Source organism: Gammaproteobacteria bacterium, from assembly GCA_024235095.1.
In the GTDB taxonomy this organism is placed as follows: Bacteria; Pseudomonadota; Gammaproteobacteria; order Competibacterales; family Competibacteraceae; genus UBA2383.
In genome coordinates this window covers 124,511-137,698 of the sequence record JACKNC010000001.1, presented here as the reverse complement: position 1 = coordinate 137,698, position 13,188 = coordinate 124,511, and the positions used below count along the sequence as shown (strand labels likewise).

The window sequence follows — 13,188 nt, the reverse complement described above, 5'->3', positions numbered from 1 at the left end:
TACACATAAGAATTGATCAGAGTCTACCCTGATTGCATAGAATGTATTAGCTAAACCCATAATCCAAAAAACCGTTTCCATTCCGCTCAAATCTCCGAGTACCCTGCTGATGCCCTTTGACCGAACCGCCGAACTCTCTGACCTGCTCGCCCGCCGCATTCTCATTTTGGACGGGGCGATGGGCACCATGATCCAGAGTTACCGCCTGCAAGAGGCCGATTACCGGGGCGAACGGTTCCGCGACTGGCCCAGCGACCTCAAAGGCAATAACGACCTGCTGGTATTAACCCAACCAGCGATCATTCGGGAGATTCACGCCGCCTATCTGGATGCCGGTGCAGATATTCTCGAAACCAACACCTTCAACTCGACCTCGGTGTCCATGCACGACTACGGCATGGAAAATCTCGTACCAGAGTTAAACCGCAAAGCGGCGCGGCTGGCCCGTAAAGTCGCCGATGAATTTACCGCTCGCAACCCCGCGCAACCCCGCTTTGTTGCCGGAATACTTGGCCCTACCAACCGCACTGCCAGTCTGTCGCCGGATGTCAACAATCCCGGTTTCCGCAACATCACCTTTGATGAACTGGTCGTTGCTTACACCGAAGCCGCCCAGGCGCTGGTCGAGGGTGGCGTGGACCTACTGCTGGTTGAAACGATCTTCGACACGCTGAACGCCAAGGCCGCGCTGTTCGCCATCCAGCAATTTTTCGATGACTCCGGCCTCCGGCTACCGGTGATGATTTCCGGCACCATCACCGACGCTTCCGGGCGCACTTTATCCGGGCAAACGACCGAGGCGTTCTGGAACTCGCTTTCGCATATCCGGCCCTTATCCTTTGGCCTCAACTGCGCGCTGGGCGCGACGCAACTACGACCCTACATCGCTGAACTGGCGCGCATCGCCGACACGCATGTTTCCGCCCATCCCAACGCCGGGTTGCCCAATGCCTTCGGCGAGTATGATGAAACTCCGGAGATGATGGCCGCCACGATCCGTGAATTCGCTGAAAGCGGTTTTCTCAACATCGTCGGCGGCTGCTGCGGCACCACCCCGGCCCACATCCGCGCCATTGTCGAGGCTGTCAAAGACTTCCCGCCCCGGCAAATCCCGACCATCGAGCCGCATTGCCGATTGGCCGGACTGGAACCGCTCAATATTGGTCCCGACTCGTTATTCATCAACGTCGGCGAGCGCACCAATGTCACTGGTTCCGCCGTATTCAAACGGCTGATCAAATCGGGTGATTACAACAGCGCGCTGGATGTCGCTCGCCAGCAGGTCGAAAACGGTGCGCAGATCATCGACATCAACATGGATGAAGGGATGCTGGACTCGAAGGAGGCTATGACTACCTTTCTCAATCTGATCGCCGCCGAGCCGGATATCAGCCGGACGCCGGTGATGATCGATTCCTCCAAATGGGAAATTCTGGAAGCCGGTCTCAAGCGCATCCAGGGTAAGCCGGTGGTGAACTCAATTAGCATGAAAGAAGGGGCGGCGGAGTTTATCCGTCAGGCCCGGTTAGTCCGTCGCTATGGCGCGGCGGCGATTGTCATGGCTTTTGACGAACAAGGCCAGGCCGACACCGAGGAGCGCAAATTCGCCATCTGCCAGCGCGCTTATCGGATTCTGACCGAGCAAGTGGGATTTCCGCCCCAGGACATTATTTTCGATCCCAACATTTTCGCCGTTGCCACTGGAATTGAGGAACATAACCGCTATGGGCTGGATTTCATTGAAGCCACCCGGCGCATCAAGGCGGCCTTGCCTCATGCGCTAATCTCCGGCGGCGTGTCCAATGTGTCCTTTTCCTTCCGGGGCAACAACCCGGTGCGCGAGGCGATTCATTCGGTCTTCCTTTATCACGCCATCCACGCCGGTATGGATATGGGCATCGTCAATGCTGGGCAGTTGGCGATCTACGAGGAAATTCCGGTTGAACTGCAGGAACGGGTCGAAGACGTGATTCTTAACCGTCGTCCGGACGCCACTGAGCGGTTGCTGGACATCGCGCCGCAATACCAGACCGGCGAGGCGTCAGCCGCTCCGGAGAAGGTGCAGGAGTGGCGTTCCTGGCCCGTCGCTAAACGACTGGAACATGCGCTGATCAAGGGTATCGACGAGTTCATCGAGACCGACACTGAGGAAGCCCGTCAGCATTTCGATCGACCTTTACAGGTCATTGAAGGGCCATTGATGGATGGTATGAACGTGGTCGGCGATCTGTTCGGCGCGGGCAAAATGTTTCTGCCGCAGGTTGTGAAATCAGCGCGGGTGATGAAGAAATCCGTCGCTTACCTGATTCCCTACATCGAAGCGGAACAGGCGGAAGGCGAGCGCCGCAGCAATGGCCGGATTGTGCTGGCCACGGTCAAGGGCGATGTGCATGACATCGGCAAGAACATTGTCGGCGTGGTGCTGCAATGCAATAACTTTGAAGTCGTCGATCTCGGGGTGATGGTTCCCGCACAGAAGATTCTCGACGCTGCGCGTGAGCATGGAGCGGACATGATCGGCCTGTCCGGGTTGATTACCCCGTCACTGGATGAAATGGTCAACGTCGCCAGGGAAATGAAGCGGCAGGGCTTCAACATCCCGTTGCTCATCGGCGGCGCGACCACGTCGGTTATGCACACGGCGGTGAAAATCGACCCGCAATATCCGGGCGCGGTGGTCTATGTCAAGGACGCCTCGCGGGCGGTGGGCGTGGCGCAAAACCTGGTGAGCGTCGATGCCAAGGCCGGCTATATGGCCAAAACCAAAGCCGATTATGTCCAGAAACGCGAGCAACACGCCAATCGTCGTGGGCGCGAAGCGTTGTTGCCGCTTGCCCAAGTCCGCGCTAACCGGCCTGTCCTCGATGGGTCGACTTATATCCCGCCACAACCCCGCTTCCTCGGCATTCGCACGTTCGACGACTACCCATTAGCGGAATTAGTGGAACGAATTGACTGGACGCCGTTTTTCCAGGCATGGGAACTGCGCGGGCGCTATCCGGCGATCTTTGACGATCCCGCACAGGGCGAACACGCCCGCCAACTCTTCGCCGACGCCCAGGCCATGCTCGATAAAATCATCACCAAAGACTGGCTGACGGCGCGGGCGGTGATCGGCTTTTTCCCGGCGCACCAGGTCGACAATGACGATATAGCGCTTTATACCGATCAGACGTGCAATCAGGCATTGATGACGCTCCATCACCTGCGTCAACAAGGTCCGAAACCGGCCGGCAAACCCCATTACTGTCTTGCGGACTGGATTGCGCCGCGTGAATCGGGCGTCGTCGACTTTCTGGGTGCGTTCGCGGTGACTGCGGGTATCGGCATTGAGGAACAGGTGGCTGCCTTCGAGCGGGTTCATGACGACTACAGTGCTATTTTATTGAAGGCATTAGCCGATCGCTTGGCGGAAGCCTTTGCCGAGCGTTTGCATGAGCGAGCGCGCAAGGAGTTCTGGGGCTATGCGGCGGATGAGACGCTGAGCAATAACGATCTGATTGCTGAGCAATATCGCGGGATTCGCCCGGCCCCCGGTTATCCAGCCTGTCCCGACCACACTGAGAAAGATTTACTCTGGCGGTTATTGGATGTGGATCATAATGCAGGCATCCATCTGACCGAGAGCTTCGCCATGACCCCGACGGCGGCAGTCAGTGGCTGGTATTTCAGCCATCCCGAGGCGCGCTATTTCGGCGTAGGGCGGCTCGGTCGCGATCAGGTTGCCGACTACGCCCGGCGCAAGGACTGGACCCTGGCGGAGGCGGAAAAGTGGCTGGCGCCGAGTCTGGGTTATGAACCGGATGAGGATTGATTGACAATTGATTGGATGAGCGTTGCACCAAAGAGGGATTTCTTTTCGTCTGGCCATGAAAATATTCTTCGCTCGATACGCCGGTTCGTTTATCGGTTTGATACTGTTCGTTGCCGCCTTGTGGGTGCTGCGCGAGGCGCTGGCCGAAGACCGCTATCGGGATGTCACTGCGTATCTGCGACAATTACCGGCAATGCAGATTTTTGCGGCGCTGCTGGTCACTGCGTTCAGCTATCTGGTCACGACCGGTTATGACTGGCTGGCGCTCCGCTATATCCGCCAGCCGCTGCCTTGGCCCAAGGTCGGTTTCGCGGCGCTGCTCAGTTACGCTTTCAGTAATTCGGTCGGCCTGTCGGTATTGACCTCCAGCTCCCTGCGCTACCGGCTGTACTCCAGTTGGGGACTGACCACGGTGGACATTGCCCGCATTGTGCTGTTCACAACCCTGACGCTATGGCTGGGCATTCTGACCGTAGGCGGCGGAGTGCTGCTGCTGGAACCGCTGGATTTACGCATGATTCCGGGGCTGGCGCTGGACAACCGATGGTTGGGCGGGTCGATGCTGGCTCTGCCGGCGGTTTATGTATTGCTGGGCGTCCTCCGTCGCCAACCATTGTCGGTAGGGCCTTGGGAATTGCCGATGGTCCGGCCACGTCTGGCCTTGCTGCAAATCGCCATCGGCGCGCTCGACTGGGTCATGGCCAGCGCGGTTCTTTACACGTTGCTGCCAGTCACGGCAACGCTCGGCTTCGGCCATGTCCTCGGTGTGTTCCTGATTGCGCAAATTGCGGGCTTGCTCAGCCATATTCCCGGCGGCCTGGGCGTTTTCGAGTCGCTGGTGCTGCTCATGCTCCAGAACGAGTTACCCAGCGCCGACATTCTTGGCGCGTTGCTGGCCTATCGGCTGATCTACTACCTCTTGCCGCTGGCGCTGGCGGCGCTCACGCTGGGTTTGTACGAATTGCGGCATCAGAAGGAGCGGGTCTTGTGGTTGCCCCGAATGATAGGTCCCTGGGTTCCCGTGTTGCTCCCGCATCTTTTCGCCCTGCTAACGCTGATCAGCGGCGCGGTGTTGCTGTTTTCAACCGCAACCCCGGCGATCGAGACTCGGCTGAAATGGTTGCATCACCACATCCCGCTATCCGTGCTGGAAATCTCCCACTTTATGAGTAGCCTGATCGGCATGGGCCTGTTATTGCTGGCGCGCGGTTTGCAACGCCGGCTCGACGCCGCCTGGCTGCTGGCAGTGATTTTTCTGGGCGCGGGCATCGTCGCTTCGCTGCTGAAAGGCGCTGATTACGAAGAAGCGATCATCCTGACCGTCCTATTGGCGGGTTTGCTACCCTCCCGGCGACAGTTCTACCGGCAGGCTTCGCTGTTCAGCGAACGATTCACGCCAGGCTGGCTCGCCGCGATTGCTGTGGTGTTGCTGTGTTCAATCTGGTTGGGTTTCTTCTCCTACAAGCATGTCGAGTATTCCAGCGAACTGTGGTGGGATTTCAGCTTCAGCGACCAGGGTGAGGCGCCGCGCTTTCTACGTGCGATGGTCGGCGCCCTGGGTGCAGCGCTATTCTTTGGCATCGCCAAGTTATTGCGACCCGCCGCGTTTGAACCTACCCGGCCAGGTTCAAACGAATTACAACAAGCGCGAGCGGTCGCTGTTGCCTTTCCGCGCACCTACGCCCACCTCGCGTTGTTGGGCGACAAGGCGTTCTTGTTCAATGCGGATCGCAGCGCTTTCCTGATGTATGCTGTGGAAGGCCGCACCTGGGTGGCCATGGGCGATCCCGTCGCCCGCCACGAGGAAGACCGCCGGGAACTGGCCTGGCAATTCCGCGAATTATGCGAACGCCATGACGGCTGGCCAGTGTTCTATCAGGTTCACCCGGACCATTTGGGCTTGTATGTAGATCTGGGTTTGACGCTCTTGAAATTTGGCGAAGAAGCGCGGGTAGCGCTGACCGCCTTTTCACTGGACGGCAAGGCCCGCAAAGCGATGCGCAACTATGTCAACCGCCTGGAGCGGGAGGGCTGCCGTTTCGAGATTGTGGAAGCCGTGGATGTTTCATCATCGCTATTACCCCGATTGAAGCACGTTTCCGACGCCTGGCTGCATGGGAAAAGCAGGCGGGAAAAAGGCTTTTCCCTGGGTTTTTTTGACGAGGACTACTTGCGAATGGGGCCGGTCGCTGTCGTCTGGCGCGATCAGCAAATAGACGCCTTCGCTAACCTCTGGCAAAGCGGAGGCGAGGAGTTATCGGTCGATTTAATGCGCTATTCGCCCGACAGTCCGCAAGGTCTAATGGATTATCTGTTGCTCAAGATCATGTTATGGGGCCGCGCGCAAGGTTACGCCTGGTTCAATCTGGGCATGGCGCCACTGTCCGGTTTGCAGAACCGCAGCCTTGCGCCGCTGTGGAATCGATTTGGCGCGCTGGTCTTTGGGCATGGCGAGACGTTTTACAATTTCCGGGGTCTGCGCCAGTACAAGGAAAAGTTTGATCCTCAGTGGGAAGCCCGCTATCTGGCTACGCCGAGCGGTATGGTGGTGCTGCCCCGGGTGTTAGCCGATTTGACGACGCTGATTGGCGGCGGCTTCAAAAAGCGGTCAATCCCCAGTCCCCAATTCCCAATCCCCAATCTCTAAAAACACCATGCATCTCCTACTACGAGTGCTGTACCTGACCATTGCGCTGCTGGCGCTGTCCAACGCTCAGGCAGAAATGGCTGAGGAAACGCTGGACGACGCTGTCTTTGGCCGTCTGGCTATTTACCATACGAGTGACGAACCGAAAGGCGTGGTGTTGTTTGCATCCGGCGCAGGCGGCTGGAATGCTGACCTGACTGCTGTAGCGCGAGACGTTGCCGGTCTGGATTATGTCGTCGCCGGCATCGATCTGGATCAATATCTGACGCGCCTGGAATCGTCAAAGACTGCTTGCCTCGACTTATCTGCGGATCTCCAGCGATTGAACCAGCGGATGGAGCAGCGCTACCCACTGGCGACTCCCTTGCCGCCGATTTTACTGGGGTATGGCGCGGGCGCAACGCTGGGCTACGCCGCACTGGCTCAGGCGTCAGCGGACCGCTTTCATGCCGGAGTGGGCGTCAACTTTTGCCCGGAACTGCCTTTGCGCCAACCCCTATGTCCTGGGGTCGGGAAACTGGAAAGCAGCGCATTGCCCAATGCGCAGGGAGCGCTTTTAAAACCGGTCACCCGGTTGTCGACTACCTGGTTTGTGTTCCAGAATCAGCCTGCCTGTGGCGCAGTAACTACCACCCAGTTTATCCAGTCGATCTCGTTAGCTCGACTGACCGAAGCGCCCGGCAATCAGGGATTCAAGGACTGGCTGCCACAGGTGTCTGCGCTCTTGCAATGGCTGGACCCCAGCATCGTTAAACAGGTGCAACCGGATGCCAGCGTCAGTGGCGCACCGCTCACCGAAGTACCCGCGACCGGCGGTCCCAACCGGCCACAATTGGCGGTCATGCTGTCCGGAGACGGCGGCTGGGCGCTGCTCGACCGGGCGGTGACGGCGGAACTGGCTAAAAACGGCTTGCCGACTGTCGGTTGGGATTCGCTAAGCTACTTCTGGAAAGCCCGCCAACCGGATGAAGTCGCGCTGGACTTGGAGCGGACGCTGCGCAAGTACCTGGATGTCTGGAAGAAAGAGCGCATCGTTTTAATCGGCTATTCCTTCGGGGCTGATGTATTGCCGGCCATCGTTAATCGCTTGCCGTCGGCGTTGCGCGAACAGATTGATCTCATAGCGCTCTTGGGCTTGTCGGATTACGCCTCTTTCGAGTTTCATCTCAACGACTGGATCAGCGACAACCCCGATGAAAGCGATCAGCCGGTGCGCCCGGAAATTGCCAAGTTGAGCGGTATTAAACGGCTATGCATCTACGGCGCCGAAGATGAGGATGCTTCCTGTCCAAAGCTTGTTGACCTGGGCGTCATCGCACAACCGATGCCGGGCGATCATCACTTTGACGAGGATTATCCGGGCGTGGCTCGACGCATTCTCGATCAGTTGCCCCCATTGCCAGCCAATCCTCTCTCCCCCAACCTTTCTCCTCCAGAAAGCGCACGTCCAGTTCTGCACAACCCTTCATGATTTCAGCAACTTCCATAGTGTCCCCTATAGCGCTGGTTTCCAGCGCCTCGAGTTTCAGATAACGGGCGATACCTGCGGGATCATCTACAAAGCGCTATCATTTGGTTCGTCTGCCGTCAGCGCGCTTTCAGCGGGCGCAGCCTGAAACTCGCGTACATACTGATCCAGACTGCTAAGCGTTCCACAGACGAACAGAATGTCGCCAGGGTCTACCTGGAAATCATCATCGAATTTGACAAACACATCCCGGTCTCGCTCCACGGCGACAACCGCTGCGCCGGTTCGTTCGCGCACCCAGGCGCGCCAAGGATGTTGACCCACCAGCGCGCCTGGGGCCAGTCGCACGAATTTAATGCGCGGCTCGACGGTCACTGCCTGTTCGCCCAGCAAATGGTAAGCGAGGATTTCTCCAGCCATCTGCCCCACCGACAGGGCGAAATCGGCTCCAGCTTGATACAGCCGCGCGATATTCAGCGCCCGGTTGACCCGGACAATCAGTGGAACTTCGGGCGCATAATCACGAACCACCGCGGTAGCGAACACCCCTTCGCTGTCGTTGCTTAACGCCAACACCACCGCGCTGGCCGCCCGCACGTTCGCGCGGTTTAACGTCGTGTGTTCAAGTACGTTACCAACGATATCGACCCCTGGCGCGAGTTGCTGATCGATGACAACCGTCATTTCATGGGCGTCGCGCAGCATTTGCACCACCTTGCCGCCGACCGTGCCGTAACCCGCCACCACGATAGGGCCGGTGCGGCGGATCGGCGCGGCCAAGCGCTCAATCTGGGTCAACGAAGCATGAGCGCCGACCACAACCAGGATTGCGCCGGACTCAATGCGCATATCCGGCCCCTTGGCAATGGCGAATTGCCCGCCGCGCCATTGGCCGATAACGGTAACACCGTGGCGTTCGCGCAGGCGCAGTTCGCCGAGTTGCTGTCCGGCCAGTGGGCTGTCTGCCCGGATCCGGAATTCGGTCAGACCGAGTTGCGCGCCGAGTAAGTGCAAACCCTCCGCTGGGGGGTTGATGCGGGCGCTGGCGCGACTTGCCAACGCCGCGCCAAGCACATGTGTCGGAGTGAATACCGCAGACGCGCCCACCTTCAACATTGGCGGGCGGTACAGGGGATTATCGGCAAGGGCGTAGACCGGCCCCTCGAATCCCCCTTCACGGATCATCAGAATGCAGCTTGCATTCGCATGGTCATTGGCATTGGTCACGACCGCCTGCGCCTCGTTCACCCCGGCTAGTATTTCCGGATCTTCATCCAGGTTGCCGAACACCACCGGATAGCCGCGATCACGCAGACTGCGGGCCAGCAACAGGTCTTCCTCGAAAATGACGAAGGTGGAGCCGACCCGTTGCAATTCCTCCAGCAGCGAGTCGATCGCTGGACCATAGCGGTAGAACAACACCCGTCCCGTCATTGACGGCAGGGCGCGCGGTAACCGCGCTTCAAATCGTTCTTCGAAGTAGGGCAGCACGTACACGGGAAAGATCAGGAAGACCAGGAACAAGCCGAGGAACTGTGCCAAAATGACAAACAACGTCATCAAGGGGTGGTTCCAACGGGCATCGGCGCCATAGCCGGTTGTCGTGAGGGTCTCGGCGGCCCATTCAAGGCTTGCCCAGAATCCACGGGGATTGTCTTCCAGGTAGATCGAGCCAAGCTGGTACAGACTGCCGAGTAATAAGACGGCTATTGGCAAGCAGGCAAGCAGTGCGATCAGGCGTCGGGTCGAGCGCCGAAAGGGGAGAGGCATGTTGCAAAGGTACTCCAAGACGGCCCACGCTACTCCTGCGCAGGCAAAGTTGTTCAAATTTTAGCCAAGATTCAGAATATCAACCAGGCTGCCCAGTTCGGCAGCACAGTTGACTCCAGTGACTCTATTGCTGGCAATGACCTTTTTGCCGCATACGCAGGCGCTGACGCTGGAAGAACGGGCGATGCTGGGGTGCGGCGTTCGTGGCGTTGGGAGCGCATAAAATTCGCATCACTGGCGGCGAACCGCTGGTGCGCCAAAATGTGTTGTAGCTGTTCCGGGAACTGGGCCGGTTGCGCGAGCAGGGGTTAGTGGAACTGGTATTGACCACCAACAGTTCACAGCTTAAAAGAAATCAGACAATTGAAAATTGTGCAGAGCCAAGCTGTAGCTGCCGACGTGTTATCCCTATCTTGAGTCGTTCCTTGTATTGGCTCAGTAGTTTCAGCGCACTCTCAACATACTCCTGCGAAGAGATATCGTCAGCGATATAGTGTTGCAATAAACTCAGCCAGAAAGCATGAATCTCGCATTGCGGCGACCGCCGCTCTCCCAGCAATGGGCAATCCGGACAACGCGCCTTGACCAAAATCTGCGCAACCGTGCTTTTTTGCCACTGACGCCGATATTCGCGGGCATGCGCCGCAATCCACTCCATGGCGTGCTGATCGCGTTCACAATCGGGAAATTGCCCGACATACTCTTCAATAGCGCTGATTTGCCGAAGCAGAAATTCCGCATCAGATACTTCAAGATGCTGGTTTTGGCACATGAAACGGCTGATGAGGGCTAACAGGGGGTCGTCGACGATATACATGATTTTTATCGCGCCTGACAGATTCACAGGTCAAGATCATAGCAAAAAATTGTGCGCTGCACAAAAAATTCCGGGTTCTCCACCGCCCTTGATCAAACTGGATCGCTACAAACCCTCCCACATCTAAAAGACCTCGTATGCAATTTTCGGGTGGTGTCCCTCAGTTTACGTGATGAGCATCGTCGAGTGCGGGGAACAAGTGTTTGATGGTTTCCAAGGTATTCAGAAACGGTGCGGGTACCCGAAAGCCCAGCAACTCCGCCGTGGTCCAGATATGATCGGTCATCCCCGCCGCCATGGCCGGCGTGACAGGCCGCCATTTACGGGGCGATCCGTTGCCTCGGGTCGGTTCCGGGGTGGGCAATTCCTCACGCAGGCTCAGGTGGGGCAAGCAGAAATGGTAGTAAGCCAACGACAGCCACACCTGCTTTTCCATCCACGACCGTTGCTTGGAAAACGCGGTCGTCTTGCGAGCCAACCGCCGATTGTGTTCGCGCCAGGCCAGGTTATCCCGCTCCACAAAGCTCGTGTTGATCGTCGTGCTGGTGGCGGATGCGGCCAATCGCGCCTGAAGCTCGTCCGCGCTTCCCCAGACCCTCTTACGGGTCACCTCGACCACCCGTCCTTTTTCACGTCGCTTAACCACTTGAGCATACAGCAAATTCGGCGGTGGGCGGCACCGTGGGGCCGGATATCGTCCTCGCGTCCCTTGGCGCTCGGGCTGATACCATTCCCCATAGGCATGGAGCAAGGCGCTGGGATAGCCCGGCCATTGGTCGCTAGTGGGCTGACACAGAAGTTTTGACAGGTTCAGAGGTTTCTAGGTCCACCGGGGTTTCAGAAGATTTCAAGGGAGGATAGAGGCGCTTGAGTTTGACCCGGGCCAAGTCGGTGCCGAACTGCCAGTGGATTTTGGTCTGACGTAGGTTGCGTGGGCCTTGCCAAGCGGCGATTTCCTTCCGCAAAGTTTCGAGGTTCGCAATGCGGCGATTCAAACACTGGCCGGCGAGAACAGCGAACTCACATTCCGCCATATTGAGCCAACTGCCATGCTTGGGGGTGTAATGAAATTCGAGCTTGCGGGTGATCCGGCGGGCTTCCTCTGGAGAAAAGACACTATACAAGGCCGCAGCAGTGTGGGTATTGAGGTTATCCACGACCAACCGGATTCGCTCCGCCTTCGGAAAGTACACATCAACGAGTTGCTGCATTTGCTGGGCAAAATCGCGTTTGGTGCGCTGTTTCGTGACATTAACATGACGCCACCCGCGCAAGGGTTGTACGAATAGAAATAAATTGGCGGTGCCTTCGCGTTTGTATTCACAGTCATAGCGCGCCGGTTGACCCGGGCGGGCGGGTTGAGGACAGCGGGTTTCGCTGGTCAATTGCACCGGACTTTCATCGAAGCACACTTGGGGGTATTGAGGATCATCGGGTTTCGGCGTACAGGCCCAACACATCCTCCATATGCCAAACATAATCGGGACTGACACTGGGAATACACCATTCTTGACGTTGCCAGGGTTTGAGGTCGTTTTTTAAGGATGCGCCGCACACTCTCACGGGAAATGGCTTCGATGGGCCGGAGTTCCATGAAGCGGTCCGCTAACAATTGGAGAGTCCACTGACAACGGCCAGCGGGCGGGGTACTACAGGCCAAGGCGACCAGAAAGGCGGCCTGTTTGCCGGTCAAGGCCGGGGGCAAACCGACTCGTGGCCGCTCGCTTAACGCCGCCAGCAACCCTTCGTCGACAAACCGTTGACGGGTACGATGAACGGTCGAAATCCCCAAGTGAAGGCTTTGGGCAATGGCCTCATCCGTCGCCCCTTCCGCAGCCTGCAGCAACACATGGGCACGGGCAACCTTGCGCGCCGCTGCCTTGCCTTTATGAATGACCTTCAGCAGGTCTTCCCGCTCCTCTTCAGTTAGATCAACCAGATACTTGTGGGCCATGGTGATTCCTCCTGTTGATCTCAACCATAGGGCACCCACCGCTACCTGTCAAAACTTCTGTGTCAGCCCACTAGTAAAGAAGGGGACGTGATCGTCGGTCACATACACCACGCGCTCCAGGAGCAGGTTCGCCTGAGCCTGCGTGCGCTGGCCCACGACAAACCCTACCACCAGGCGCCATTCGGGCGCAAAGGCGACCCACACCCAAGCATCGCCATCCGTCTCGCACCATTGCTGCGCCATCGGCAGATTCTGGTCCTTGGTATGGACAAAGCTCCACAATTCATCCAGTTGACACTCGGTCACCGTCAGCTCGCGCCAATGGGACAAAACCACCAAACGACATTGCTGGGCGGCCCGAGTCAACCACGCACAAACCGTATCCTTGTCGATCTGGACGATTCGTGCCGTACCCTGGATGGAATTTCCCTCCGCCAACGCCCGCATCGCCAGTTCGAAAACGGCGGGGTCGGCCTCGAGGTCAAAATACGCAGTTCCGTACGTCAAGGACACTCTCCTCCCGCACGAACGACACAACGCCTGCTTTTTCCCGTGACTGGAACCATTTTTGACCAACAACCCTTGACCAAAGGGCCGACCGTAGTGGTGACAGGAACGATTGGGGCAGTAGAGCGTTTCCCACTTCATAAGATCCCCGGTCAGTGATTAACACCACAATCACAATGAGGATACATGTTGTCGTCGTCACTGGCTTAGC

7 protein-coding genes and 1 pseudogene are annotated in these 13,188 nt (G+C 57.8%); 3 read left to right on the top strand and 5 right to left on the bottom strand.

Features of this window, described 5'->3' with window-relative positions; all coding sequences use genetic code 11:
- The first annotated feature begins 109 nt into the window (after window positions 1-109).
- From metH to H6973_00560, 3 genes are read left to right on the top strand one after another with little or no spacing between them, the layout of a single operon-like run.
- Complete coding sequence (gene metH / locus H6973_00570) at window positions 110-3,814, top strand: methionine synthase (protein MCP5124161.1); 3,705 nt, start codon at window positions 110-112, stop codon at window positions 3,812-3,814.
- A 55-nt stretch (window positions 3,815-3,869) separates the two neighbouring features.
- Window positions 3,870-6,461 (top strand): bifunctional lysylphosphatidylglycerol flippase/synthetase MprF, encoded by a 2,592-nt coding sequence (gene mprF, locus H6973_00565; protein ID MCP5124160.1) that lies wholly within the window; start codon window positions 3,870-3,872, stop codon window positions 6,459-6,461.
- Between the two features lie 7 nt (window positions 6,462-6,468).
- Window positions 6,469-7,932: a virulence factor family protein gene (locus tag H6973_00560; GenBank protein MCP5124159.1), complete on the top strand. Its 1,464-nt coding sequence runs from the start codon at window positions 6,469-6,471 to the stop codon at window positions 7,930-7,932.
- A gap of 84 nt (window positions 7,933-8,016) precedes the next feature.
- Here H6973_00560 and H6973_00555 read toward each other — a convergent pair whose 3' ends face one another.
- The 5 genes and pseudogenes from H6973_00555 to H6973_00535 all read right to left on the bottom strand — a co-directional run bounded on the left by H6973_00555 (window position 8,017) and on the right by H6973_00535 (window position 12,977).
- Complete coding sequence (locus tag H6973_00555) at window positions 8,017-9,699, bottom strand: NAD-binding protein (GenBank protein ID MCP5124158.1); 1,683 nt, start codon at window positions 9,697-9,699, stop codon at window positions 8,017-8,019.
- 355 nt (window positions 9,700-10,054) lie between these two features.
- Window positions 10,055-10,516, bottom strand: coding sequence for a hypothetical protein (locus tag H6973_00550; GenBank protein MCP5124157.1), 462 nt, complete (start codon window positions 10,514-10,516; stop codon window positions 10,055-10,057).
- 160 nt (window positions 10,517-10,676) lie between these two features.
- The gene (locus H6973_00545) at window positions 10,677-11,267 is read right to left on the bottom strand and encodes a hypothetical protein (protein MCP5124156.1); all 591 of its coding nucleotides are present in this window, start codon (window positions 11,265-11,267) and stop codon (window positions 10,677-10,679) included.
- A gap of 28 nt (window positions 11,268-11,295) precedes the next feature.
- A pseudogene (locus H6973_00540) lies at window positions 11,296-12,470 on the bottom strand (IS630 family transposase).
- Window positions 12,471-12,518: 48 nt separating this feature from the next.
- Window positions 12,519-12,977 carry a hypothetical protein gene (locus H6973_00535; GenBank protein MCP5124155.1) on the bottom strand — a complete coding sequence of 153 codons (459 nt, stop codon included), beginning with the start codon at window positions 12,975-12,977 and terminating at the stop codon, window positions 12,519-12,521.
- Window positions 12,978-13,188: the final 211 nt, after the last annotated feature.